At 42.5% G+C, this 26,717-nt stretch carries 17 protein-coding genes, 2 tRNA genes and 2 pseudogenes; 15 read left to right on the plus strand and 6 right to left on the minus strand.

The genetic code is table 11. From position 1 onward, the window contains the following. The 3 genes and pseudogenes from ACQY73_RS29125 to ACQY73_RS29135 form a co-directional block, all read left to right on the plus strand. A complete protein-coding gene (locus tag ACQY73_RS29125) occupies positions 1 to 438 on the plus strand; it encodes a hypothetical protein (RefSeq protein ID WP_428657698.1) in 438 nt (145 codons plus the stop codon). A 9-nt stretch (positions 439 to 447) separates the two neighbouring features. Next, on the plus strand, positions 448 to 1,449 hold the full coding sequence (locus ACQY73_RS29130) for an HNH endonuclease (RefSeq protein ID WP_428657699.1): 1,002 nt from the start codon (positions 448 to 450) through the stop codon (positions 1,447 to 1,449). A gap of 276 nt (positions 1,450 to 1,725) precedes the next feature. Then, positions 1,726 to 1,962 (plus strand): annotated as a pseudogene (locus tag ACQY73_RS29135) (type I restriction endonuclease subunit R, EcoR124 family); the annotation flags it as partial. 287 nt (positions 1,963 to 2,249) lie between these two features. On the opposite strand, the gene ACQY73_RS29140 reads toward ACQY73_RS29135, so the two are convergent. Further along, entirely contained in the window at positions 2,250 to 2,669 is a 420-nt protein-coding gene (locus tag ACQY73_RS29140) for a hypothetical protein (protein ID WP_428657700.1), read from the minus strand. Between the two features lie 127 nt (positions 2,670 to 2,796). On the opposite strand from ACQY73_RS29140, the gene ACQY73_RS29145 reads away from it, so the two are divergent. Beyond that, positions 2,797 to 5,979, plus strand: coding sequence for a pentapeptide repeat-containing protein (locus tag ACQY73_RS29145; protein WP_428657701.1), 3,183 nt, complete (start codon positions 2,797 to 2,799; stop codon positions 5,977 to 5,979). 331 nt (positions 5,980 to 6,310) lie between these two features. On the opposite strand, the gene ACQY73_RS29150 is transcribed toward ACQY73_RS29145, so the two are convergent. Continuing rightward, a tRNA-Pro gene (locus ACQY73_RS29150) sits at positions 6,311 to 6,384 on the minus strand. Positions 6,385 to 6,435: 51 nt separating this feature from the next. After that, positions 6,436 to 6,816, minus strand: a complete 381-nt coding sequence (locus ACQY73_RS29155) for a winged helix-turn-helix domain-containing protein (protein ID WP_428657702.1) — start codon at positions 6,814 to 6,816, stop codon at positions 6,436 to 6,438. Between the two features lie 110 nt (positions 6,817 to 6,926). Here ACQY73_RS29155 and ACQY73_RS29160 point away from each other — a divergent pair, with 110 nt between their 5' ends. The 7 genes from ACQY73_RS29160 (at position 6,927) to ACQY73_RS29190 (ending at position 11,519) form a co-directional block, all read left to right on the plus strand. Then, positions 6,927 to 7,844 carry a transposase gene (locus ACQY73_RS29160; protein ID WP_428657703.1) on the plus strand — a complete coding sequence of 306 codons (918 nt, stop codon included), beginning with the start codon at positions 6,927 to 6,929 and terminating at the stop codon, positions 7,842 to 7,844. Positions 7,845 to 7,997: 153 nt separating this feature from the next. Continuing rightward, positions 7,998 to 8,069 (plus strand) — tRNA-Glu (locus tag ACQY73_RS29165). A gap of 123 nt (positions 8,070 to 8,192) precedes the next feature. After that, complete coding sequence (locus tag ACQY73_RS29170; protein WP_428657704.1) at positions 8,193 to 8,480, plus strand: Arm DNA-binding domain-containing protein; 288 nt, start codon at positions 8,193 to 8,195, stop codon at positions 8,478 to 8,480. Between the two features lie 12 nt (positions 8,481 to 8,492). Then, a complete protein-coding gene (locus ACQY73_RS29175; RefSeq protein WP_428657705.1) occupies positions 8,493 to 9,416 on the plus strand; it encodes a tyrosine-type recombinase/integrase in 924 nt (307 codons plus the stop codon). Positions 9,417 to 9,657: 241 nt separating this feature from the next. Next, positions 9,658 to 9,972 (plus strand): hypothetical protein, encoded by a 315-nt coding sequence (locus ACQY73_RS29180; protein ID WP_428657706.1) that lies wholly within the window; start codon positions 9,658 to 9,660, stop codon positions 9,970 to 9,972. 364 nt (positions 9,973 to 10,336) lie between these two features. Then, positions 10,337 to 11,068, plus strand: coding sequence for a helix-turn-helix transcriptional regulator (locus ACQY73_RS29185; RefSeq protein ID WP_428657707.1), 732 nt, complete (start codon positions 10,337 to 10,339; stop codon positions 11,066 to 11,068). 46 nt (positions 11,069 to 11,114) lie between these two features. Then, positions 11,115 to 11,519, plus strand: a complete 405-nt coding sequence (locus ACQY73_RS29190; protein WP_428657708.1) for a VOC family protein — start codon at positions 11,115 to 11,117, stop codon at positions 11,517 to 11,519. 442 nt (positions 11,520 to 11,961) lie between these two features. Here the strand turns inward: ACQY73_RS29190 and ACQY73_RS29195 are convergent. The 3 genes and pseudogenes from ACQY73_RS29195 to ACQY73_RS29205 all read right to left on the minus strand — a co-directional run bounded on the left by ACQY73_RS29195 (position 11,962) and on the right by ACQY73_RS29205 (position 13,742). Continuing rightward, positions 11,962 to 13,182: pseudogene (locus ACQY73_RS29195) on the minus strand (IS3 family transposase). A 32-nt stretch (positions 13,183 to 13,214) separates the two neighbouring features. Further along, positions 13,215 to 13,496 carry a transposase family protein gene (locus ACQY73_RS29200; protein WP_428668556.1) on the minus strand — a complete coding sequence of 94 codons (282 nt, stop codon included), beginning with the start codon at positions 13,494 to 13,496 and terminating at the stop codon, positions 13,215 to 13,217. Positions 13,497 to 13,616: 120 nt separating this feature from the next. Continuing rightward, a complete protein-coding gene (locus tag ACQY73_RS29205) occupies positions 13,617 to 13,742 on the minus strand; it encodes a hypothetical protein (RefSeq protein ID WP_428657709.1) in 126 nt (41 codons plus the stop codon). Between the two features lie 411 nt (positions 13,743 to 14,153). Between ACQY73_RS29205 and ACQY73_RS29210 the strand changes: the two genes are divergently transcribed. From ACQY73_RS29210 to ACQY73_RS29225, 4 genes are all read left to right on the plus strand, one after another. Continuing rightward, positions 14,154 to 15,833: a hypothetical protein gene (locus ACQY73_RS29210; protein WP_428657710.1), complete on the plus strand. Its 1,680-nt coding sequence runs from the start codon at positions 14,154 to 14,156 to the stop codon at positions 15,831 to 15,833. 408 nt (positions 15,834 to 16,241) lie between these two features. Beyond that, positions 16,242 to 16,712, plus strand: coding sequence for a hypothetical protein (locus ACQY73_RS29215; protein WP_428657711.1), 471 nt, complete (start codon positions 16,242 to 16,244; stop codon positions 16,710 to 16,712). An 11-nt stretch (positions 16,713 to 16,723) separates the two neighbouring features. Further along, entirely contained in the window at positions 16,724 to 18,235 is a 1,512-nt protein-coding gene (locus ACQY73_RS29220; RefSeq protein ID WP_428657712.1) for a DUF11 domain-containing protein, read from the plus strand. A 20-nt stretch (positions 18,236 to 18,255) separates the two neighbouring features. Further along, on the plus strand, positions 18,256 to 26,307 hold the full coding sequence (locus ACQY73_RS29225; RefSeq protein ID WP_428657713.1) for an SdrD B-like domain-containing protein: 8,052 nt from the start codon (positions 18,256 to 18,258) through the stop codon (positions 26,305 to 26,307). The last annotated feature ends 410 nt before the right edge of the window (positions 26,308 to 26,717 follow it).

The following is a 26,717-nucleotide window of genomic DNA, read 5'->3' on the forward strand; positions in this document are numbered from 1 at the left end:
ATGCCAGACATTACACTTCTAACAAAAACGGGTCAAGTTCATGGAACTGCTGGCCTGAATTGGGGTTCAAATTTAATGAATCATACCAGACCTTATGATGCATATATACCAATTCACATCAGAACAATAAGAAATAATCCAGGACTTTTTAGTCCTAAATCTCCGCAGCAAACTGTAATTACTTTCCATTGGGACGATGGTGTTGTAATGCAAGGGTTATTTGAAGGAAATTTGCCAGATAAAATAACAGGTAATCTTTATCCAAAACAGATCTCATCACACCCTCACAAAGATACTTTAGGCATATATTTTAGAAATAGATTAGGACTTGCACCCAATCACAGAATAAACCTTGGAGATTTGATTACTTATGGCAGAACTACAGTTACAATTAATAGAATTGATGACACTAATTATAGTTTGGATTTTCATATATAAAGCTCCATAATGAGAAGTTTCTATATAAAAAAATTAGGTAGCCAAGAGTTAGGCAGCCCAAAAGCTGACGGATCTGTTTCAAGAGGCCGATACCTCTATATTACAAAAGCATACCATGATTTTTTTCCATTTTTATCAAAAACAGTAACCAATGATAATGTTCTTATTCCTATAATTCCTCCATTTAGCAATACAAAAATTTATTCAACGTTTGTTTATCACAATGACAAATACAATGTCTATGGAGGAACAAGGGATGAATTTAGGTTATATCTTAACAAAAATCTTGACCCTGGCAGAAGTTATTTTCACGTTAATGATATTTTAGTTTTTGAGAAAATTGAAACTGAAACTCCAATCCCTGTTTATATTCTATATAGATTTAACTCTACTGAGGCTTTTTATAATGATTTATCTGCAATAATTGCAAGCTCCTCAATTAAAGGCGAACATGCTTTATTTACAGGAGAGTTGCATTATATTCCTCAAAGAAAAGTAAATATCGACGAAACAGTTGTAGTTATTCCTGAAGAAGTAATGAAAGTTGCAGTTGAGCAACAGAATGAAGTTTTAGCAAGTGAAGAGCAAAACATAGAAGATATAAGAGGCGCTAGCCTTTTTAGATCTGATAGTTTTAGAGATTTTGTTTTACATGCCTATAACTATAAATGTGCTATTACTGGAAAAGTTATTCGCCACAAAAATTTATTAAATCTTGAAGCAGCTCATATTCAACCAAAGGCGCAGGCTGGAACATTTTTACCTTGCAACGGGATTGCATTATGTAGAGATATGCATTGGGCTTTTGACAAAGGTTTAATTACCCTGAGTGATGACTTAAAAATTATAGTTCATGAAGAAATGAAAGATTCTGAACTTATGGAATATAATGGCAAAAAAATATTCACTCCCGTTGACCCTTATTTTCAACCAGAAAAAAAATTCCTGAATCATCATAGAGAAAAGATATTTGGCTTGTTTTTGTTTTCAGGTTCAATTCGTAGCGAGTAATAAATGTATGGAGGTTAATGGTATTCAATCTTTTCCTACCAACATGTTTTATATTTATTCCTAATTAATTAGCCAGTTACTCGACTTCTACCTTGTTGGTTCAAGGCAAAAAGACCTGCTCTTTAGTAAATTGTCAAGTTTATTAATAGCTGACTTGTCTATTTGAGATTTTTCATCAAACTAATAAAATCATTAATGTAAGTTGAATGTTAGCAACTCTTAAAAGTTTGCAGTAAATCTAAAATTTGAAAAGTTGCTGTAAAAAGGGAGTTTGAAGAATCCGAACGCCAAAAAGGATTTGAAGCGATTTGGAAGGAAGAAAAACTAAACCCCGAAGGTTTGCAGGGCATTCTCAGTGACTACCTGTTTTCCGACCGTAAACTGCTCAGAGACGACGTTATCAAAATCTTAGGCGTAAAGCCCAAACTTATGGAACGAAAGACCATAGGCGAAAGAATCATTGATAAGATTGTCGGCTATGTAGATACTTTCTTAAATGGAATGGAGGGATGAGAACGATATTTATACTGTAATAGGACTCAGATTTCTCAAGTTTTTAACAAAAATCAGGAGTTTATATGTCCATATGGTTGCTCTTTACTATTCTTTTGGATTTACACATAAAAAGGATAAGTAAATTAATACTCAAAACATAGTAAATGGCAAGACTGGTTATGTTCGTTGTAAACTGAAACCAGTATGAATAAGAATGGATTGTGTAAACTATTTTAAAGCACATCAGATATTAACAAATACTATAAGCAGAAAGAAAGTCTGCTCATAGTATTTGTTAATGATTATTAAAGTAGCCCCTTTATATTTCTTTTTCGTGAGCGATAAGTATATTTTTTTAGTTGAACAATTACAAAAATGCTCACCTCAATTAAAAAAATCACATATAACTCTGCCACTAAGTGTAAGTCATGGGGAGCTTTTTTATACTGAAACCATACAAAACCAATCATAGTAATAATCAATACCGCTTTCATTCCAACCAAAAGTCTGTGTTGTTGATAGGCGAATGTTTGCAATTGAAATATATCATCAAGAATCTCGCACGTCATTAAAATACTCAAAAAAATGAAGAAAGCAAGTATAATTGAAACAGTGAGCAGGCACATGTTAAAAAGATTGTAAGTAATAATGGTAATCGTAGTGAATTCGATGCCATATAATACGATAAAAATAATTCTTAGCAGGCGAATAAAAAGGATACTCATTGTTTTATACATTTATGAATGTTAAAAGATATGACTCCCAATTGCGCAAATGGTTGATACAAAATTGAGAGAAGTAGTTGTAACCATCTCTAACCTAGTTTTACCTAGTTTTATCTAGCCTGATATTATGTATAAGAACACAAGTCGAAGCGTTGAGTTTAGAGGTGAGGAGTTTAATGAATTATGGAAAAAAGTTGAAGATAGATATGAGGCAGAGAATGAAGGAAAGAAATTACGTCCCAATCAACATGCCGAACTAGTAGTTCATTTACGCCGTTTTCCTGAAGCAGCTAAACATCTGCCTGTATCTACTGATGGGGATAAATCCGGTTTGGCAATTTACAATGCTTATCGTGAAGCACAAAAGCCAGGTAGTGTAAAGCTTGGAAATGATTATGCTCAGGCTCTCATTGCTTATGCCAGCCAACCTGCCCATACACCTTTTACAGAATATAAAGAGTACCTCCGTAGTTTTTATACAAAAAAAGGGCAATTAGTTGAAGGGGCTATTAGTTTAAAAGATATTTATATTGAACCAAGGATTATAGAAACATACAGATTCAATGAAAAATTTCACGAAAAGCCCCTTTGCGACACTGTTGTGAAATGGATAACTGGAGAGGTAGAAATATCTAAAAGGCATAATAATATATTAATCATTTTGGGTGACCCTGGCCAGGGAAAAACCTCTTTTTGTTCACGCTTACTGTATGAAATAGCTGATCGAGAGTCAGTTTATTTTTTTCGCATTCGAGATATACAAAGAATAGAATTATTTTATGGAAATGAACCATTTTCAGCCCTAAAGACCGAAATGGCACAACAAGGGTATAATCAAAAATATATTCCACTCCCAAAAAATGGATTTGAAGATGCAGTATTAATTTTAGATGGATTAGATGAATTAGAGAAAATTCACAATAAAGACAAAGATGAGTTTTTACAAAAATTTGCCATCCAAACTAATTGGGTAGGGGCGCCTAAAAAGCTGATTATTACCTCTCGAAAAGAGGTGAGTGTATACCATCTTTTTAATAATGGAATTTGTGCTTGGACTTTAAGCGAATTTGAGCTAGAGGATCAACAGCTTTGGATAAACAAATACAATCTTAATCCTAATGTCTCTTATCACTTAGAAGCTGAAGAATTAGCAGAGCTTAATCGGAATCCTGCGACATTTCCTTTAGTGCGTCAGGCCATTATTTTACATATAATGGCGAATTTAAATTTTCGTCCCGGACAAAGTAACAATGCTTCACAAATTTACAATGAATTATTTAACCGTTTAATAGAGCGCAATTGGGAAAACAGAAGTGAACATGCCGTACTTAATAAATATATCAAATCTTCGAATGATTTAAGACAAGTCCTTCATGAGCTAGCCTTAGCCATGTTTAAGCAGAAAAAGGATTGTTTAAGTGCCGAGTATATCCCAACCATCATTCAAGAAAAGTGGAATCTTAAGAACCAATCTGATTTTCGTGATTTATTACTTGCTTTTTATTTTAAAGAATTGAACCAAAATGAATTTGCTGTAGAGTTTTTACATAAGACATTTGGCGAATATTTGGTGGCAGAAGCTATTTGGTATCGAATAAAAACTATTTTTATTGAAGCAGAAAACTCAGTTGATGATATATTGAAGAGCATAACATATCTATTTAATGGTAAAGCTTTTCTTACAAAAGAAATCATAAATTACTTGTATGATTTAATAAACGACTTTAAAAAAGATAGAGTCTTAGACAACTCGATTAGAGAATTATCAGAGATTTTGATTTCAAGAATGAGCGATAGTTTGCCTAGCTTAATAGGTGCAGAATTTTATTACCCTGATGCAAATAAGGATGTACTATCTCAATCTGCCAGAGTTTTTTATGGATTTATATCTGTATATTTAAGAGTAAATTATAAAGAATTTCCATATTCACAAATTGTTCTACGAGATTTCTCTATGCTAATTAATATGTTAGCCTTTAAAAATAAGGGCTTATTAAATTTAAAAGGAACTTACTTAAGAAAGATTGACTTGGTTGGAATTGATTTATCAAAGGCTGATTTACGGGAAGCTGATTTAATGGGATCTAATTTATCAGGAGCTGATTTAAGAGATGCTGATTTAATGGGAGCTGATTTATCAAGAACTCTTTTGACTGGAGCTCTTTTAATTAGAGCTAATTTAAAAAAGGCTAATTTGAGCGAATCCTATCTAACAAAAGCAGACTTAATAAGCGCTAATCTAGAAGGAGCCAACTTGACTGATGCCAACTTAGCGGATACTTACATGATAGGAACTAATTTAAAAGGAGCTAGCTTTATAGGTGCGGATTTAAAGAGAACAAATTTAAAAGGGGCTGATTTAGCAGGAGCTGATTTATCGAACGCTGATTTAAGAGGAACTAATTTAAGGGGCACTAGTTTAACAGAAGCTAAATTAGCAGGAGCAAATCTGATGGATTCTATCTTAGAAGGAGTTAATTTAAAAAAGATTAACTTAACAGGAGCCAAATTATCGAATAATGATTTACAAAGATACGATTTAACAGGTGCGAACTTAACAGGTGCTGATTTAAGAGGTGCGAACTTAACAGGTGCTGATTTAAGAGGTGCGAACTTATCGAATGCTGATTTAGCAAGAACTAATTTATTGAACGCTGATTTAAGAGGAACTAATTTAAGGGGTGCTAGTTTAACAGAAGCTAAATTAGCAGGAGCAAACTTATCGAATAATGGTTTACAAAGATACGATTTAAGAGGTGCGAACTTATCAAATGCGAACTTAACAGGTGCTGATTTAAGAGGTGCGAACCTAGCAGGTGCTGATTTAAGAGGTGCGAACTTATCGAATGCTGATTTAGCAGGAGCTGATTTATCGAACGCTGATTTAAGAGGAACTAATTTAAGGGGCGCTAGTTTAACAGAAGCTAAATTAGCAGGAGCAAATCTGATGTATTCTATCTTAGAAGGAGTTAATTTAAAAAAGATTAACTTAACAGGAGCAAACTTATCGAATAATGGTTTACAAAGATATGATTTAAGAGGTGCGAACTTATCAAATGCGAACTTAGCAGGTGCTGATTTAAGAGGTGCGAACTTAGCAGGTGCTGATTTAAGAGGTGCGAACTTAACAGGTGCTGATTTAACAAGAACTAATTTATTGAACGCTGATTTAAGAGGAACTAATTTAAGTGACGCTAGTTTAACAGAAGCTAAATTAGCAGGAGCAAATCTGATGTATTCTATCTTAGAAGGAGTTAATTTAAAAAAGATTAACTTAACAGGAGCCAAATTATCGAATAATGATTTGTAAAGATACGATTTAACAGGTGCGAACTTAACAGGTGCTCGATTGCCACAATGCAACAGGAATTAACCCTACACATCTGTCGCAAAATCAATTAGGAAGTGGCAAAGTTTAAGCAATTTGTAAATTAGAATTCTAAACTGGAATGTTTATAAGAGCAAATCTTAGTCTAAACCTTCTACTTAATTGCTTAAGCCTATTAAAAACAGTAATTTTTAATGTAAGACTATACTTGATCCCAGCTTGCACAAATGAATATCCTGCTTTGTGGTGCAAATTGTGGTGCAACTAAAAACAAAAAGCAGTCACGATTTAACGTAACTGCTTGATTATCAAGTCGGGATAGCGGGATTTGAACCCACGACCCCTTGCCCCCCAGACAAGTACACTACCTGGCTGTGCTATATCCCGATCGTGGGTGCAAAAGTAGAAAATTTTATTTAACTGTCAAGGTTAAGTACATTATAAACAGTCATTATTATTAAGTTGATTTGTTTCTTCCTCCAAAAAAACTTGGAATCGCTGCCTTAACCGATGATAAAATGCAATCAATTCTCTTGCCTCTTTTGTTATGACCGCGCCTCCTCCTTTTTCTCCGCCTGTCTGAGTTATCACTAACGGAACATCCGATTGAGAATTAAGTGAATTGACCAACTCCCAAGCTTTTTTATAAGACATCCCCATTTGCTTCGCAGCTTTGTTAATAGAGCCCATTTCATCAATATATTCCAGAAGTTCGACTCGTCCCGGTCCTAAGAAGCGCTCATCGGTACTTTCAATCCACAAACTCCCTTTTACACTAAAACTAAGGTTCTTCAATAAGTGTCTAATCGGCTTTTCCATTCTTGCATAATAAATATCAAAAATAATACTGCTATACCATTTAAACTAAGGAATTGAAAAAGAGAGTCAAAAGGTCGAGTTTTGTAGTGGTCAAACAACAAAAAATACAAATGACTCTCTATGACAAACGTAGTACAATCAAAGGCAACTACCATAAGTGCATGGTGGAAAATGTAACTATGCTTCTGACAGGTCTGTTGAAAAGTAAGACGACTAATCTTTATAAGATGAAAGACGACATGGCTCAAATAAGCAATCTAAAAGGCTTAAATTCGGGAAGTTATTACAAGCGCTTAATACGATTTTTTGACAGATACAATGCAACCGGATTATTCATTAATTTGCTACTATGGGTTTTACAAACGCTTATTAAGGAAGTCGATAATTTTTTTGGACGATACGGAATGGAAAATTGGCAGATTCAAAGTACACGTTTTAGTTCTGGCTGCTCAGGTAAAAGGCGTAATGTTGTCATACGGCTACGTAAAGGGAAGTATAAAAAAGCCATAGAAACCAGTGGTCATTCTTATGATAAATTAGAAAAAAAGGCTCTGAAGAAAGGGGATTCACAGGCAACTTTCGATTTAGGACTGGATAAATATAAGATAGAGATGTGGCGTTCAGCCAACAAAGACGAACCTTTTATTTATCTCATTACTAATATTTTATACCAGAAAAGGGTTGGCAAGCAATATGCTAAACGCTGGAGAATCGACTACTGCTTTAAGCATCTAAAAACGAATGGATTCAATTTAGAAGATATGTCTTTAAATGACCTCAAAAAGATTAAATTAATGATTAGTTTGGTAATTGTTGCTTACGTTTTATCAATCAGAGAAGGTATTATTCAGAAAAAAACACAAAAAATCAGGGTTATAAAGTACAAAAATGGGAATGAATATCCGGCAGTATCAACCTTTAGATGTGGCCTGCAATTTATTAGTAATCAAATCCTTAGCTATTTGGAGCTGGATAAATATTTAGGAATCATTCAGCTTAAAAAACATTCAATTGTCCAAATTGTATAATAGTATAATCAAAAATTTTTTTTTTCAAAAGTACTGATTATCAATAATTTGCATAATTTTTTCAAAAAAAATGCAGTGAGACTGTTGACACTATCAAAAAGAAACGTACCTTTGCACCACGTTTCACCAACGCAGCGAACAATGTAACCAGTCGGCCCGTTCGTCTAGCGGTTAGGACACGACCCTTTCACGGTTGAAACAGGGGTTCGATTCCCCTACGGGTCACAGAATCGCCTGCGTAGTGTAGCGTAATGTACTTAAAAACGCCTTAGATTAGCTTCTAAGGCGTTTTTTATTTATTTTACGTCACATTACGATACATTACGTAACAATAAATGTTACACAGAAATGGACGCCATAACCTTTACCTTTGTTCTTCGCAGTTATGTACTCGCCGACGGCACCCGGAAGATCCTGCTTCGCATTACTCAGAACCGAAAACACAAGTATGTTGACATTGGTTATTCAGTAAAAGCTGATGACTGGAACAAAGAAAGAAAGGAGGTTCGCAAATCGCATCGGCTTTCCGGCGAAATCAAAATGGTGATGTATCGACACCTGATCGACGCTAAACAAACCTACCTGATCAGTCAAAGTCAGGATATTCCTATTAGTGCCAATGAAATTAAGCGGTAGCTTAAAAAAGAATTGGTCGGTGGCAGTTTTCTTGAGTATGCAGACAACTATATTAAGCTAATGAATGAAGAGACGCAGGAGTCTCGTAAATCAATCATCAACAAACTGAGGGCATACCTGGGCAAAAGCTTGAACGGTCGACAAAACGACTTATCCTTCCCTGAGATAACCTACAAATTCCTGAAAAACTATGAGCGCTATCTGAAGAAAATCGGTAATGGCGCTAACACGATCCACGGCAATATGAAATTCCTGAAAACGGTTTGGAGGGATGCCGTAAAAACCAAGCATTTTCGCACGATGGATAATCCTTGGGATGACTATAACGCTCCTAAAGAAAAATCACAGCGAACACGTCTGAAGCCCGTTCAAATCGAAGAAATTGAAGCATTGATCGTCAAGCAGGGGACACGCAAATTCGACTCAAAGAATATGTTCCTGTTTTCCTATTATTTGCAGGGTATGCGCGTCAGCGATGTGCTTCAGTTGAGATGGAATCAAATCAAAGGAAGTCATCTACACTATAAAGCGGGCAAGACCAAAAAGGCAAGGTCACGAAAACTGATCGTACGTGCCAAGCAGATTCTGGAATACTATCAAAAGCCCAAACAAAGTAAAGACGACTATATTTTTCCATTCCTACAGGGCATTAATAAGGCAGACTGGCAACCTCGAAAATTCAGAAAATTGTTGGATGCCAAAAATTCCAAAATTCGAAGCGGCTTAATGGAAATTGCGGAGGAGCTTGGCTATGAAAAACTTTCGATGCACGTGGCCAGACACAGCTTTGCCGATATTGCCCGTAAAATTATTGGTGACGTGCATCAGGTTTCCGATGCACTTGATCACAGCTCAATCAGCATCACTGAAAACTACTTTAATGATGCGGAGCCTGAAGAGAATGATGAGTTAGTAAGAAAGATTTTTGGTGAATAAAGTCTTATATGCTCACACCGATTTATTATCCGATTAATCCTTACCCATTTTCAATGCTTTGCGGAGATTATTAGGTCAGTCGACATTTTTTATAGGACACCAGTGCCCTAAATTATCAAACTTTGATTTCCCGGTCCCAAAAACGAAGGTATATTTTTAGATGAAAATAATTGCAATTTTACTTCTTCATCTGATAGTAGTTATATCCGGTATTACCTGGTATTTGCGACTTTCTTTAAAAATGAGAGCTGCTATAGCTAATCCACCGGAATTGCAATTATTTTTAATTTTTGGGATTTATGGCGGGCTTTTATTAATGACTGTTCACAGTCTCACTTGGCAATGGTCAGGCATGGCGAGCTTTGGAATATTAGCACTACTTGTTGTCGCGCCTGTAATAGCCATAAGCACCGCTTATTCATTACGAAAACTCAAATATCATTCTGGTTACCATTATAGGCTTTACTATTCAGGTCTCCTGTATATACCGATTCTAATTTTGGTATTTATAAGCTTAGCTTATTTTTTAACCTATTTGGAAGAGATCAAGGCCTAAAAAGTAGTTGTGCAACAACCACGGTTGTTTTTTGTACAGCTACGGTACTTATAAAACATGTTTTTGGCCTTTGTACATAACTGAAAACAGCTCCAAAATTTCCGTTAGTTCCAAAAACGACGGTTTATTGAACAATATGAATAATGACAGTTCTTTGTAATAGATTTATAATAAATCAGAATAATGCTTATCTGATTTCAGTGTAGTACACTTCAATGCTATAGAACGCCTTTTGAGTAAATTAAGCCCATAAATTACCTTTTACAAGACAAAATACGCATTGCGTATTTTGTCTTGTAAGCAGCCCCTCAATCTGCGAGTGCAAGACTACAACACTACCAAACCTATATGAAATGAAGTAAAAATGGAGGATAACGATATAAAAAGACTTTCTCGACTTACAGCTATACTAACAATTCTACAAACAAAGAGAATCGTTACATCATTAACGCTTGCCAAAAAGTTTGATGTAAGTGTTCGGACAATTTATAGAGATATTAAAGCATTGGAACAGGCAGGCGTGCCGATAATTGCAGAAGAAAGAAAAGGATATACACTAATGGAAGGATATAGAATTCCGCCGGTGATGTTTACCGAAAGTGAAGCAAATGCTTTAATAACAGTGGAACAATTGGTTCAAAAAAACAGTGATAGTTCTCTCATAAAAGAATATACAGAAGCAATCAACAAAATAAAGGCTGTTTTATTATATTCAACAAAAAACAAGGCTGAATTACTTTCCAAAAGAATTGCTGTCAGTCCTGTAATGCCAAACAGAAATACAAGTAATTCATTGGCCTTGATACAAAATGCTTTGACAGATTTTAAGGTTTTGAAAATTACCTATCAGTCAGTGCAAAATAATGATAAAACTATACGCAACATAGAGCCATTTGCTTTCTACTATAATTTACAGGAGAGTTGGTTGGTTGTTGCTTTTTGCCTATTAAGGAATGATTACCGTATGTTCCGATTAGATAGAATTTTAAAAATAGAACCACTTGAAATTTCGTTTGAACCACACAAACTAACATTAAAAGATTTTTTGGAGATTAAAGAAAAAAACTTTAGTATACCTGACATACCGTTGTCATAATGCCATTCTACTTTTGTGCTATTATTAATTTAAAGCAAGAAGAAAGATGGGTAACGTAAAGTTAGTATCATTAAGAATTATTACAGCTGACATAAAGCGATTGGTTCAATTTTTTGAGGATGCAACAGGAATAACCGCCAAATGGGCAACCGATGACTTTGCAGAGGTTATATCTGATTCTTTTACCTTGGCAATTGGAAGTACACGAACATTGGCTTTTTTCGGAGATGACGTTGCAGAACCTGTGAATAACAGAAGTATTATCATAGAGTTCCTTGTTGAGAATGTAGATGATAATTACGAAGTGATTAAAGGTTTAACAAGTGAAATTGTTCAGAAGCCGACTACAATGCCTTGGGGGAATCGTTCTTTACTGTTTCGTGACCCGGATGGGAATTTGATAAACTTTTTTACTCCTGTAAGTGACGAAGCAAAAAAGAAATTCGCATAAAGACTAAGCCCGGCCGCTAATAACTAGGGTTTCATGGCTTGGCTTTCAGCCACCACGAAACCTTAGTTATTGCAAGAAGCTCTTTTGTTCGCAGTGTTGTCAAAAAACGGCTATGCATAGAAATTCATTTTTCGTCAAACGGTCACCCGTTTCTGCGTAAATATAGCTTTTAAAAACCCATTCGGATTACCATCGGTATTTCCGGTTCCACGCTTCTGTGTTATTGAAACTAATGTCCGTAGCTGACCACTTTCACTACTTTCCATTGATCGCCCTTTTTCTGCCAAATCAAGACGAATCGTGGTGATGCCGTTACTTCTTCAGGGCTACCGTTAAAACCGGTATAAAAACGGTGCTTTCCAATCTCTACTGCCCCAAAGCCGGGTATAGGAAAAACCTCCAGGCTGTTTTTGTCGAGTTCTCTCTGTAAGTACCCCGTTTCTCAGACAGCAGTAATTGGTGTATTTTTTTCTTCTAGCGGCCTGTTTTTCCATTCTTCGGGCGTAAGGTTTCCCAGACTTTCGTGCGGGCGTCGGTGATTATATTCTTCCATCCACTCAGCGGTCAATTGTCTTACCTGCTCTAAGTCGAAAAACAAATATGCATCCAATACAGCTTCTCTGTAAATTCGGTTAAGCCGCTCAATATAGCGGTCCGCCGCCGCGGCCATTTTGCGTGGGCTTTCCCGGCTGAATATAGTGAATCTCTATTTGTTTGTCCAAGCACCATAACTCGAACTCTTTGGAGGTAAACCGCTGCGGCGGGCCGCTCCGGTCCATTATCGGTTCTGATTGATTTAGGCATCCCCCTCTCTGCAATGACCCGCTCTAAGGTTCGGATTACTCTTTTAGATGACAGAGAAGTGTCAACAGCGCGGGCTGCCCAGTTCAATAGCCAACACTTCTCTTGAATAATCATCCATAACATTGAGTGTTCTGAATTTTCTGTTTCCCACCATACTGTCACTCATAAAATCCATACCGCTACGGCGGACCGTTCCAACTGACATTTATAGCTGCCGGCTGCTGTAGGGGTTGTTTTACTCTGTCCGGCAGTCTACGCTTGCCTTTTCGTTTTTTGTTCAACTGTAAAAGCTTGTACACACGATAGACTCTTTTATGATTCCATTGCTTGCCTGATTTTCTTAAGTAGGCAAACAGCTTTCGAAACCCGTAGGTCGGATTCGGACCGCCGATGCGGCTTAAATGCCAACGCTTGTAATGTCTCAATCGTCTCACTATCATCTCTTTGAGTAGTATAATAGAACTGTTAACGATTCAAATTGAGAATCTTACAGGCTCTGCTCACCGCAATTTGGTGCTCTTCAATCAACTCCTGTGTTAATTGCTTTTTGGCGGCAGAGCCCAACCCTTTTTTACGAATAACTCTTTGAGGATCTGATTATCCATCGCTAAATCAGCGTACATTTTTTTAAGCCGGCTGTTCTCCTCTTCCAATTCTTTCAAGCGTTTGACATCGGATGATTCCATGCCGCCATACTTGCTTCGCTCAGGCGACCCTGTTCCAATTGTAAAAACCGGGCGGCCGGTGCCGTGGCTTCAGAAATGCCGTTCTGGCGACAAATTTCCTTGGTGGGGATGCCGTTTTCCTGTTGCTTAAGGATCGCGACAATTTGTGTCTCGGTAAATTTCGTTTTTTTCATAGCAGTTCAAAATTAAACATTTTTCTCTAATTTTAAACTGTCTGCCTCATAGGGACACTTATACTCAGACTAAGCCGTTTCAAGGTCTGGTTTAGTACCATCAATAGAATGCTACTTGCACGAGAAACTTTACTTTGTGAAATACCGAAATTAGCTGCTTGGTGCTGCTGTAAATTATTAGATTTTAGATAGTTAAGTAGAAAAAATAACTTAGTAGATGTACCCGGTAATTCAGAATTGCCATGTTCATTATAGGAAGGAAAAGCTCGCTTTCTGCCTTCTAAAGTATGATAACGATAGTATTTTTTGCCAATCTATATCAAACTCTGAGCATAGATAATCAAACTCAGATATGGTCAAGCTCGTCAGGGATAGGAACTGAGTCTGATTAGTACGTATTTCTGAATAGTTCATTTATCATTTTTTGTATAACCTCAAAGATAAGGCTCGCGCATCAGTTTAACTTTTATTTCCGCATAATCACTAATATTGGTGAAGTTAGTTTGGTTATGCTGAGACAATTCATAGACCGAATTTCCAATGTCGTACAGGTGCGTCATCAGGTTTAAGCCTTTAGCTAAATGATTCGCCCCCATTTTGAAAAATACCTTAGTGAACAGAAAGGATAACCCGGAACATCGAGTTTGCTACTATATCAATTGTTGGAAAAACAATCCACTTTGTGCTTTCAGTGGCTGTCAATTATAGAATACTGGCACCACAGTAGCCCATCGGGTTTATAGCCAAATCTAATCGTTTTTCTTGATCTGCCTTTTTCTGACCTTCTCTGTAAGTACCCCGGGGGATGAGTCGGTTGGGAAATTGCAGGAAAGCCTCCCTTTTCTGACCGGGATTAAAAAGGCAAATCTCACCATTGAGTGTTTTAAATCACCCTTCACTGCGCTCAATGGCAGGATGCGTACAGTTTTTGTGTCTGTACCGGAAAGAAATAGAACCTACACGTAAAGAAAATGGGGACGGATCAATTATCGGTAGTTTGGACGCATTTTGTCAGAGCAAGGAGCCTGCAAAGTCTTGGAGGGATGGTGTTTCTCCTGCTGGTCAGTGCGTGTCAAACCCAAACAAACCGCCGAACTACTGCCGACACCAACGCACCGATTTGTACGCAAACTCTCCCTTTGGCGGCTACGTCGAGTATAGACGGTTTAGGGATTCCCGTGCTGCGGGAAGGACTCGGCAAGAGTCATTTACCCATTACTACCCGCAGTGCCGACGCCCAACGTTGGTTTGACCAAGGCCTGAACCTGTTGCACGATTTTTGGCACATCGAAGCGTATCGCGCCTTTCGGCAGGCAGTTTGTCTGGATTCAACCTGTGCCATGGGGTATTGGGGCATTGCCATGTGTCAACCCGGATTTGGGGGCAACGACAATCGCGTATGGTATACGGCCATCACCCAAGCCAAGGCATTGCAACAGCAGAGCAGTGACCTGGAGAAAGCCCTTATCCGTGCCGCCGAGGTACTTGTCACCCAAGGGATTCATGAGGCTGTTCCCGTATTTCGGGACTTAGCCGAGCGCTTTCCCGAGGAGCCCGAAGTGTTGGCCTTTGTCGCCATTGTACTTCGCCAGAATGTGCGTACGGACGACGGATTAAGAAGCAGCGATGAAGTAAAGGAATTTCTGGAACGCAGTTTAGTGCGTTTCCCTCACCATACCGGATTGCAGCACTACTACGTGCATGTCATGGAAGTTCGTCCGGATTTTAAAACCGTAAAAACACTGGCCGAACGGATGCCGGCCACGGCTCCGGGAGCTTCGCACATTACGCACATGCCGGGTCATATTTACTTTTTGGAGGGTCGGTATGACAAGGCCGTGGCTGTGTTTGAGAAAGCACACCGGCAGGAAGTGGCCTACCACAAAGCGGAAAATATTCCCTACGCGGCCGACCAAAACTACATGCACAACCTGCACTATATGGCCGTAGCCTGCAGTGAATTGGGGGAAAAGACCAAGGCGTTGGAGGCCGCCCGGCAGTATGCCAACATCACCCTAAGCCGCCAAACTCCGCAGGACGGCTCGGCCCTGATGCTGCTCTACGAGGGGCGCATTTTACCGGCCTTGGTTCATATTCGATTTCGGGAGTTTGCCGAGGCCGATGAGAAAATCAGTTTTTGGCTCAATAGCTTGGATGTACCGCTGACCAATCCGCTGGTGCGGTTGTATTTACAGGGAATGCAGGCGTACTGTCGGGGCATGGAGGCCGTCCAACGGGGTGATATAGCACAGGCAACGGCCCGGGGCGGGGTATTGACGCATCAAATGCAGCTCTTTGAACAGGAGGGTATGAAGCATCCGCAGGGGATAGAATTTAAAAGTATCAACGAAACCTACGACATCCTGAGCATGGCCCGCTACGAGTTGGCCGGCTGGATCGACAATATAGACCCAACCAAACCCTTCAACGACTTGGCTTGGAAAGAGGCACTGGATTTAGAAAAGGCGATTGCCTACGACGAGCCTCCGCGACTGATGTATCCCATAGGCGAAAGCATGGGACGGTTGCATCTGCGGCGGGGCGAGCTTCCTGAAGCCCGGAAAGCGTTTGGTCTGGCGTTGGCCAAACGACCCAACAGCCCTTTTGTAAGAGAATTGATGAAAGCAATAAGCAACGGAACCGGCAGATGAAATCTGTATGCAGCCTCTGAAAGCCAGTACGCTTGAGCGAAGCGGGAACTGTACTTAGGCGGCCTAAAATCAATAAAACCGGCAAATTGCCGATTGGCTTACCCCCTTTTTTTACACATACAGCCCTATTTTGCAGGGGGTAGGCGCGAAGCCTGCCCCTTTTTTATCTGTTGCGTTTAGACCTTGGGGTGTAGCGTTTTTGGTTGCCTGCCTCGACCGAAAGCTTCCCGCTGCCGGGCAATCATTTGGCAGGGAAATTGCAGAGAAGCCTCCCTTTTCCGGCAGAAATTTTCCGGGAAACAAATCTCACCATTGAATGTTTAAAATCACCCTTCGCTGCCCTCAATGGCAGGATGCGCACAGTTCTTGTCCCTGTACCGGAAGGAAATAGAACCTACACAAATAAAAATGAGGACGGATCAATTATCGATAGTTCGGACATTCTTTGTCAGAGCAAGGAGGCTCGAAAGTATGGAAGGAATAGTGCTGTTCCTTCTGGTCTGGGCATTTCAAGCCCGGACTGCTTGCCAAACCGGTGTCGGCAACAACGCGGCACTTTGTACGCAAACTCTCCCCTTGGCGGCTACGTCATCGAGTAGAGACGGTTTAGGAACTCCCGTGTTGTGGGAAGCACTTGGCGATAGCCATTTATCCCTGCGTACGTACCCTCCCGACTCCCGGTGTGGGTTTGACGGGGGACTGAACCTACTCCCTGATTTTTACCCCATCGAAGCGTACCTCGGACTGAGGTATTCTATGGGTGAAAGATTGAAGCGGTTGCATCTGCGATGGGGCGATTCTCCCGAAGTCCGTAAAGCTTTTGGTCTTGAGTTGCCCAGGCGTCCCAATAGTCCTTTTAAATATGAACTAATGAATTAACAATAAGTGATATGAATACTTTTTTACAAACCGTGACAAAATGGAGAGCATTGCTACTGATGCTGTTTTGTATAGTTGTATTCTCCCTACAAGGGGAGACAGTGCCAATAAAAACGACTCCTCCACCTCACCAAAACTATATACAGGGCGCACGAGCAATACTGGTAGATAGTGATGGAGATGGTATTGATGATTCGGTTGATTTGGACGATGATAACGACGGGATTCTGGATACGGCGGAGTGTGTGCCTTCCCCATCGAGTATAGCTTTCACCAACTTTGTCGCCTACAAAAATGGTGTTCCGATCCAGCCTAGCGGTGGATCGTTTTCCAACGTGATTGATGGTAACATCAACTCTGGAATTGATTGGCAAATGACACCGGGAGATAACTTTCATGATCGGTGGGTATTCGATTTGAATGCTGCGTGGAGTGGCACGAATGCGGTTCTGAAGCTCTATTATGACACTGGTGGCCTAGGTAATGGTGAAGGTATCAAATCCATAGCAACGATAAACGTTTATAACCAATCGGGTGCACAGATTCTCACTATGGCTGGCCCCACCTTTGCCGAGGGAAGCATCCAAGCCTCTATCAACCTTGGCAATCTCACAGGAGCCACTCGCATTGAGTTTCTACACATTCAGGGCCAGAATACCCTCGATGGCGGAATTTGGGGGCCAGACACCCGCGAAGTGGTTCTGACTATGACGAATCCAAGCGTAGATCCTAGCTCTTGCGACATTGATGGTGACGGCATTGTCAACAGTTTAGATCTCGATTCTGACGGAGACGGCTGCTCCGATGCCATCGAAGGTGGGACCGCATTTACAAATAGTCAAGTTGATGCCAACGGCCGTTTGGCAGGGGGAGTAGCCGCCAATGGAATACCAATTGTAGCAGGTAGTAGTGGTCAAGCCGTAGGGACAAGTCAAGATGCTACCAAACAAGATGCTAATTGTGTACCAACAGGTGTTATTACAGTTACACAACCTACCTGCTCAGTTACAGGAGGGGTCAATATAAACGGAATGCTGACGCTGACTTCTTATTCAGGTGGTGCAACTAGAGTAGGTTATTCGGCAGGAAGTGTTTATACTGGTCCGGCTTATACGTCGGCTACCAGTTTGACCGCTGCTCCCTTTACATTGGTAAATACCCTGCCTAATCCAACAGTGGATCAGCCCTACACTGTCCGGGTATTTGCTACCGCTAGTAATTATCAGGATTACTTAGTAACCCTGACTCCTAAATTGTGTTTGACAGCTGATGTTAGTGTTTCTGTCTCCCCTACTAAGCAAACGAACGCTAAGGGAGAAACACAAACTTATATTGTAACGGTGAAAAATGCCGGGCCAGATGTAGCTCCAGCGGTTAAAGTCAAAGTACCTATACCTAACAATCGTTCATTACTACTGGCGTCACCTCAGCAAGGAACGTTTAATGCAGCAACCGGTATTTGGGACATCGGTAGTTTGGCCATTGGGCAAACTACTATGCAGGTTACTATTCAAGTGAATTAACAGATATAAAACGTATTAAGATGAAACTACTTTTAAGTTTTTTTCAGCAGAAAAGACAATGGATATGTTCGGTTTGTATATACCTTTTTTATCTGTTGTTTTCAGGGCCGTCGTTAACACTGGCGCAGTCTTCCTGTACTCCTGCCCAGCCCAGTGTAATGATGCAATGGAACTTTGATAAGGGATATGATTGCGGACAAAATTCTACTTACCCTTCGGACGGTTTTACCACAGTTCCCTGGTTTGGCAAAACTTATTTCGGAAAGGACTTTTATTACTGCCCTAATATAAATTCAGGATGTGCAACGGGTATTATAGGGACTCAGGGGCATGATAATACCAATCGATTTACAGGAGCCCTTTGTTTAGAATCGTTTTATACGACGTATTATGCTGAAGCAGTAGGTTGGATAGGGAAGGGATTATATGATCCGACATCAACCGTTTTTAATGTTGAAAGCCCTATTAATTTTTATGTAAAGTATAAAATACCCAAGGGAACGGTAGGGTGTTTGTCGGACTTTGCCTTGAAAATTCTTCAAAAGCAATATGATGGACATACCGTAAATTTTGAAAAACAAGGAGTTGCTGTAAAACGAAATGGGGTATTGATTTATAATACAACACAACCTATTTCGGCCTCTAATGTGAACGGGACCCCTATGTCTTTTAGTTTTACAGGGGCTGATTTTTGCAGCGATGGTTCGGCAGATGTAGAATATCAAATCATTTTTGGGCTGGTCCATCAATTTAAAGTTCCTCCTGCCAATTTTTACGATTCATATAGCTCCACTGTAACAGGTTATGACGATATTACAATTGATGGAACTTGTGGGGGAGCCCCGCCTGTATCTGCTACTGCTATTATGGCAGGCTGTGGGGCAACGGGACCTCTTAGTAATGCACAACTAAAGTTAATTGGGTTTTCTGGTACGGATAAATATGATTACACGCCCGGAACAACATATACCGGAGTGCAAACGTATGCTACGGCAACAAGTATACCCTCCACGGGAATAATAGCGAGTAATCTGCCTGATCCGGGTATCCCAAAAGTATATACTATACGGGTTTTTAGCGCAAATGGATGTACTCAGGATATTCAGGTAACTCTTAACCCATCTATTTGCCCAATAACTTGTGCTCAGCCTACGTCGATGTCCCTTACACCGATAACGGCAACCTGTTCAGGGACAATTGCTAATGGTGATGCAAAAATTGTTATAACAGGCGTATCAGGAGGTGATAAAGTAGGGATTTCCGCAGGTGTCTCCTATACAGGTGTCTCCTATACTTTGGCCACTCCATTGACTAACGGAGCTTATTCATTTACAGGGCTTTCTAATCCTTTGGGTAGCCAGATTTATACGGTACGTTTCTTCAATGGTTCTAACGGCTGCTATATAGATAAGACGGTTGAATTATTGGATGGAGGGTGTGATCCTTGTGCCACGGCTTGTGTACAAGTACTACAGACTGGAGCGTCCGATCCTACCAACAATGATTACGTGGCCTGCTATCAATCCTGTAAAACGAATCAGTATATTGATTTAAAACTCACTAAAACAGTAGCTCCAAATACAGGTACTACCTGTCCAATCAGCACTACGTTTGTTTGGACAGTTAATGTGACAAATGCTGGTAATATGACAGCGACGCAGGTTGCGGTTACTGATTATATTCCCGAAGATATGGTTGTTGTGAGCACATCGGCTACACAAGGTTCTTTTGCCATTCATGGAGGGAACTGGTTTGTTGGTGACTTAGCCCCAAATCAGACAGTAACGTTGAAAATACTCGCACTGGCAACAAAGCCCGGTGTTTTTACGAATTGTGCTGAAGTAAAGGAGGCTTATCCGCATAATGATCCGAATAGTACACCTAATAATCATGCAGTCACAGAGGATGATTATGCATGTGCAACTGTTACAGTGACAAGTGGTACTGGGGGAGGGGCTCTTCCAACGGTTAGTAAGTCATTTAGTCCAGGAGGAACAAGGCCAAATCTTCCTGTACAGTTGACATTACAAATTACTAACAATAATTCGTCTCCTATCACCTTAACCGAAAACTTCGTAGACAGTCTTCCAACGCAACCAGCCCAAATGGTTATTTCGTCAACGCCTAATCTGGTTGTCGATAATAATATTCCGGTTGTTGCAGCCGCCGGAACAAACATGCTATTCATACCTAAGGGGACAGTGCTACCTCCAGGGCTTACCCAGATTAAAGTAGATGTAATTGCACCAGCGGAGGGCTTATATTGTAATGTAATAAATGCAGGAGCGTTACAGACTAGCTCTTGTAATAATATTGAAAGTACTACAGCATGTCTGTCAGTTAATAATAATTATGTTTTAGCACCTATAGTAGATAAAAAATTTGCTCCCGGTATGCTTGAGGTTAATCAGGTTGGACAATTAATTCTCACCATACAAAATAGGGATGTAAGTGACTTTACCTTAGGCACTGATTTCGTTGATTATTTTCCTACAGGCTTAGTAGTCGCTGGAGCTGCTACCAGTACCTGTGGGACTGTATCGGCAGTAAGTGGAGCTGCTACAGTTTCTCTGTTATCAGGAGCAGTAATACACCCTGGTAGCTGTACAATAACAGTACCGGTCAAAAGTACTGCTACAGGTACCTACTGTAATGAGATTCCGATGAATAGCGTAAGCGGAACTATACGGGGGGTAATGTCGGGTAATGAGGGGGTTGCCGAAGCGTGCCTGACAGTCGTCAACACGCCGATTTTCGACTTGGCCCTGACCAAGAAGTTGGCAACAAGTCAGAAGTCATTGGTGCTGGTGGGCGATACGGTGCTGCACAGCATCGCGGTCATCAACCAGGGCACCGTGGCGGCCACCAATGTACAGGTAACCGATTACATTCCGTCATCAATGAGCCTGGTAGCTGATGCCAACTGGACTCTGTCGGGCAGCAATGCCGTTTTGGCCACCCCGATTGCGAGTTTGGCGGCGGGTCAAACGGTAACGATTCCGATCAAATTAAAAATACTCTCGGGGGCATCGGGCGATACGCTGGTCAACAAAGCCGAGATCAGCAGCGCCACCGGTGGTACCGACAAAGACAGCAGTCCCGATACAAATCCAACTAACGACGCGGGCGGACGCTACAACAGCCCAAGCGATGATGCCGTTAACGGTAACGGTACGGGTACGCCGGGCGACCGCAACGGTCTGACCGATGAGGACGACGAAGATCCGGACTATGTGGTAATGACGCAGTGCGCCAACAGCAATCTGGTTGCCGGGGTCATTTTATCTCCCAAAGTGATCCGCACTCAAAACGATGTGGTCCAGATCACTTTTGGGTTGACCAACCCGGGAGCCGTACCTTTGAGCAACATCACGTTTGTGGGTCAGGTCAAACTCTTCAACCGTCCCAACGGCACACCGGTAACGCTGACGCTGAGCAAACAGGGCGATGTCAACAACGACGGCATCATGCAGCCCAATGAAGCGTGGCTCTACACGGGCACCTTCAGCAGCAGCTACACGCCGGGAACGGTGTTTGTAGTGACGGGCGAAGCCACGGCGAGTTGCGGCAGTGCCACCATCAAGGCCGCCACAGCCGATTTGATCTACACCGTCGGCGTCAATATGGACGTGGTCATTAAAGATAAATGTTACCAACCGGGCAGCAAATTGGAAGTGGATTTGGTAACGCGCCTGTTGGTCGACGAAGACGCGGCTCTCAACCCGGGCTCCATCACCATCGGAGGCATCTCAATTCCCTTGCCCAAACGTCGTTTTGAGGCCAGGGGTTTGATGATCACGGTTCAGGGAGTGAACAACAACCAACCCTTCGATCCTTTCAATCCACCGGCGGGCATTACGTTGACGAAGTTCACCGATCAGGGCGCGGATGCGGGTCGTAACCCGAACAATATTTTGGACGAATCCGATCCGGTCAATACCTACCGCGCGCCGTGTACGGCTTTAGGTCAGGACGATGTAGGCTGTGAGTTCCCGGATTGGGTATTTCATATTCAAATTCCGGTACCGGCCAATTACACGGGCAACACCTTCAGCGTGACGGCTTCGGACGAATTCCAGTTGTTCCAATCGGTGGAAGACCCTGCCGGCAGCGGCACCTTCAAACCCTTTGAAGACATCACCCCGGGAACGGGAGCGGGCGGCGCCGATACCGACATTGTTCCGGTGTGTCTGGACATGGCTTTGCGGAAGAAACTCGCGACGGGTCAGGCGGCGGTGGTTCAGTCGGGCAGTACCGTGAAGTTTACCGTCACGGTCTTTAATCAGGGAACAGTACCGGCCTACAATGTGAAATTGGTGGATTATATCCCTACAGGTCTGACGTTGGCCGATGCCAATTGGACCCTGAACGGAACGATGGCGACGTTGAACACGGCAATTCCGGGCCCGATCGCGGTAGGAGACAGCGCCAAAGTAGACATCAGCTTTACGGTCAATGCGGGAGTGTCGGGTGATTTGGTGAACCGTGCTGAAATCACGAGCGCGGACGACGATACCGACCCCAATAATACACCGCCGTTTGACAGTGACAGTAAATACGATACCGACCCGAGCAACGACGCGGGCGGCAAAGAGAAAACAGCCGGTGACGATGTCATTAATGGCACCGGTACAGGCACACCGGGCGACACCAATGCCGCCACGGACGAAGATGATGCTGACCCGGCCGTCATAACGGTCAACAACTGCACCAAACCGGTGCTGACGGTAGGAAACATCGTCTGCAACGGCACCACTTATGACGTTATTTTCTACAGCAGTGTAGCCAATGTAACGACTACCGCGGGCACGTTGGGGACGAACAAAGTGACCGGTATTCCGTTGGGAACAAATCCGGTATTAACAGCGACCGAAAGTGCGGGTTGCATGACGACGTTGACAGTAGAAGGCCCGTCCTCCTGTCCCACCACCTGTACGACTCCTTTGTTGACGGTGGGTCAACCTATCTGTAACGGAAGTACGTACAGCGTGTCGTTTATGGTAAGTCCGGGGGCATTGGTAACCACTACCAACGGAACCGTGAGCGGCAGCAGCATTGTCAATATTCCCCTGGGAGCAAACATCACAGTGACGGCCACCATCGGAAGCTGTATGGCGAAAGTAGACGTAGTGGGTCCGTTGAGTTGCAGCAGTCCGTGCGAAAATCCGGGCATCAGTATCAGCGGCCCGTTGTGTAATAGCACTAATACAGGGTATACCTTAAATTACATATTGAGCAGCGGTGCCGGGGTAACGGCCTCGGCGGGTACGGTCAGCAACGGCGTGATCAGTGGCCTGACGTTGGGTCAATCAGTGACTTTGACCATCAAAATGGCAGGTTGTCCCGACAAAGTAGTGGTCGTGCCGGCACCGTTGTCCTGTCCTGTCGGCAGCATTGGAGATTACGTATGGAAAGATACCGACAACGATGGTATTCAGGATTCCAATGAAGCGGGAGTGGCAAACGTAACGGTTCAATTGCTGAACAACAGTGGTACGGTGATCAATACAACGACAACGAATACGTCCGGCTTTTACAGCTTTACCAATCTGCCGGCCGGAACGTACCAAGTCAAAATCGTGACGTCGAGTTTACCGGCCGGATGTATTCTGTCAACGCTGCAAAACCAAGGCAATGACGATACAAAAGACAGTGATTTTAATCCCGCGACGGGTTTGAGTCAAACCGTAACGATTGATCCTTATGGCGTAGGTTTGAACAAAGACAATCCGACGATAGATGCGGCCCTGTACAGTCCCAAATTTGACCTGGCCCTAACGAAAACCCTGGCGGCGGGTCAATCGACAACGATTTATCCCGGCAGTACGGTGAAATTTACCGTGACGGTTTACAATCAGGGAGAAGTAGCAGCCACCAACATTCAGGTGACGGATTACATTCCAAGCGGTTTGACGCTTTCGGATGCCAACTGGAGCGTGAGCAACGGCATGGCTACGCTGAACACCCCGATTGCGAGTTTGGCAGCAGGCAGCAGCACCACGCGTGACATCACGTTTGTAGTCAACGCCGGCTTCACGGGTACGGCTGTTAACAAAGCGGAGATCAGCTCCGCGACGGGCGGAACCGATATAGACAGTACGCCGGACCAAAACATGAGTAATGACGCCGGCGGCAAAGAAAACAGCGGCAGCGATGATGCCGTTAACGGAAACGGCACGGGTACGCCCGGCGGCACCGACCCTACCACGGATGAGGATGACGAAGACCCGGCACTGATTACAGTAAGTCCGACGCCGGTGTTCGACTTAGCCTTGAAGAAAACCGTAGCCGCAGGCCAAGCAACGAGTGTAAGCCCCGGCAGCACGGTGAAATTTACGGTGACAGTTTACAATCAGGGCAATGTCAATGCGACAGCCATCCAGGTAACGGATTACATTCCTGCGGGCTTGACGCTGTCGGATGCCAACTGGAGCGTGAGCAACGGTCTGGCTACACTGAACACCCCGATTGCGAGTTTGGCAGCGGGAGCAAGCACCACGCGTGACATTACCTTTGTGGTGAATGCCGGTTTCACGGGCAGCGCCACTAACGTAGCCGAGATCAGCAGTGCCAAAGACGCCAACGGCAACACGCCGACGGATGTGGACAGCACGCCTGACAATAATCCTAACAACGACGGCACGCCGAAGAACGATGTTATTAACGAGAATGGCAAAAACGGCGGCGATGAAGATGACAGTGATCCGGAAGTGATTACGGTCATTGTCAACTGTACCAAACCTGTATTGACGGCAGGTAACGTAACATGCTCGGGAACAACCTATTCGGTGGTCTTCTACAGCAGCACGGCCAATATGACGGCAAGTGCCGGGACCCTCAGCGGCAATAGGGTGACAGGTATCCCGGTGGGAACCAATGTGACCATTACGGCTACTCAATCGACCGGTTGCAGCAGTCAATTAACGATTCAGGGGCCCAAGAGCTGTACAACAGATCCAACGTGTGTAATGCCGTCTCTGATCGTGGGTCAACCTACCTGCAATGGTAACGGGACTTATTCGGTAAGTTTCTACAATGACCGTGGTACTATCAGTGTGAATGCCGGAACTGTCAGCGGCTACAGCGTAGTGAATATCCCGGTGGGTACCACGCTTCTTATAACCGCAACTCAAGGTAACTGTGTGAGTCAGAGCAGTGTGCTGAGCCCTGTGAATTGCACGAATGTATGTGAGAATCCGGGGGTAAGTATCAGTGGCCCGATTTGTGATGCTTCATCGACCAATACGTATCATTTGAATTATGTCCTGAGTCCGGGAGCAACACTGACGGCCAGTGCGGGAACCGTCGGAGCGGGTCAGATTACCGGTATTCCGGTTGGTACAAATGTAACGCTGACGGTAAAAGCAGCGGGTTGTGTTGATAAGACCATTGTCTTTCCACCGGTCTATTGTACTTCTGCCGGCGTGGATCTGCATCTTCAAAAGCTCATCAGCCGTAAGCAGGTGCGCGTGGGGGATTTGATTGACTACACCCTTAAAGTATGGAATGAGTCGTCAACGCCGGCCACGGGGGTAGTAGTAAGCGACAATCTGAACGCGGGCGTGCAGTTTGTGAGCAGTAGCGCCACTCGGGGCAGTTACTCTGACCAAACTAAACAGTGGACCATCGGCAACATCGGTGCCAACGGCGACACGGTTACATTGACGATTCAGGTGAAAGTACTTTCGCAGGGGGTATGGTTCAACACGGCGGAGATTACCAAGACCAACGAAGGGGATGTGGATTCGACACCTGGCAATGGCACGGAAGGTGAAGACGATATAGACCATGCGTGCTTTACGGTACCGATTCAGTTGTGCGACAGCGAGAAAATACAGGCGAGTGTACCTTCGCAATACACGGGTGTGAAGTGGTACAGGAATGGCAGCAGTACACCGATTGCCACGGGTAACACAGTTTTATTCAGTGAGGTGGGTACCTATACTTATACCAGTCAGAGTAATGCGTGTCCGGCGCAGGGATGTTGTCCCATCATCATCGAAGCCGGTAATAATTGTTGCCCTACGGAAATTTGTATTCCGTTTACGATTAAAAAGAGAAGGATAAAATAGCGTTTAGGATAAGTAGATACCCTATTGGCACTGCCGGTAGGGTGTTTTTTTTAACCGGTTGTTCTTTATTCGGTAAGATTGGGCAACAATTGTACTATGCACAGTACATTTATGTCATAATTAAAGGTGTTCCCGGTGCGTTACCACACGCACCGGGATTTTTTCAGGCGGCTGATCGTTAAATTTCTGCGACAATGAATGCTTCAATAACGGTGTTCATTTTTATAATAATTAAAAGTGAATGGATAGAATGCCCCATAAAGTTTAAGAACATTACTACCTGAGGGGTAGGCATAAGACTGACATTCCGGATTCAGTACAATTTATGTTTTGGTTTGAAAATCAGGTAAGAAAGTTTTTTGGGCAAAATCCGATTTTAACAATAGTTGCGTTTAAAATGTGCTATTTTA

Source organism: Runella sp. (assembly GCF_965279615.1).
Taxonomy (GTDB): Bacteria; Bacteroidota; Bacteroidia; order Cytophagales; family Spirosomataceae; genus Runella.

Coding starts and splice junctions, on each gene's coding strand:
- ACQY73_RS29205 (WP_428657709.1), bottom strand. CDS start 13,742: ATGACGCACCTGTACGACATTGGAAATTCGGTCTATGAATTGTCTCAG.
- ACQY73_RS29160 (WP_428657703.1), top strand. CDS start 6,927: ATGACTCTCTATGACAAACGTAGTACAATCAAAGGCAACTACCATAAG.
- ACQY73_RS29220 (WP_428657712.1), top strand. CDS start 16,724: ATGAATACTTTTTTACAAACCGTGACAAAATGGAGAGCATTGCTACTG.
- ACQY73_RS29185 (WP_428657707.1), top strand. CDS start 10,337: ATGGAGGATAACGATATAAAAAGACTTTCTCGACTTACAGCTATACTA.
- ACQY73_RS29140 (WP_428657700.1), bottom strand. CDS start 2,669: ATGAGTATCCTTTTTATTCGCCTGCTAAGAATTATTTTTATCGTATTA.
- ACQY73_RS29190 (WP_428657708.1), top strand. CDS start 11,115: ATGGGTAACGTAAAGTTAGTATCATTAAGAATTATTACAGCTGACATA.
- ACQY73_RS29155 (WP_428657702.1), bottom strand. CDS start 6,816: ATGGAAAAGCCGATTAGACACTTATTGAAGAACCTTAGTTTTAGTGTA.
- ACQY73_RS29215 (WP_428657711.1), top strand. CDS start 16,242: ATGAGGACGGATCAATTATCGATAGTTCGGACATTCTTTGTCAGAGCA.
- ACQY73_RS29210 (WP_428657710.1), top strand. CDS start 14,154: ATGGGGACGGATCAATTATCGGTAGTTTGGACGCATTTTGTCAGAGCA.
- ACQY73_RS29225 (WP_428657713.1), top strand. CDS start 18,256: ATGAAACTACTTTTAAGTTTTTTTCAGCAGAAAAGACAATGGATATGT.
- ACQY73_RS29145 (WP_428657701.1), top strand. CDS start 2,797: ATGTATAAGAACACAAGTCGAAGCGTTGAGTTTAGAGGTGAGGAGTTT.
- ACQY73_RS29180 (WP_428657706.1), top strand. CDS start 9,658: ATGAGAGCTGCTATAGCTAATCCACCGGAATTGCAATTATTTTTAATT.
- ACQY73_RS29170 (WP_428657704.1), top strand. CDS start 8,193: ATGGACGCCATAACCTTTACCTTTGTTCTTCGCAGTTATGTACTCGCC.
- ACQY73_RS29130 (WP_428657699.1), top strand. CDS start 448: ATGAGAAGTTTCTATATAAAAAAATTAGGTAGCCAAGAGTTAGGCAGC.
- ACQY73_RS29125 (WP_428657698.1), top strand. CDS start 1: ATGCCAGACATTACACTTCTAACAAAAACGGGTCAAGTTCATGGAACT.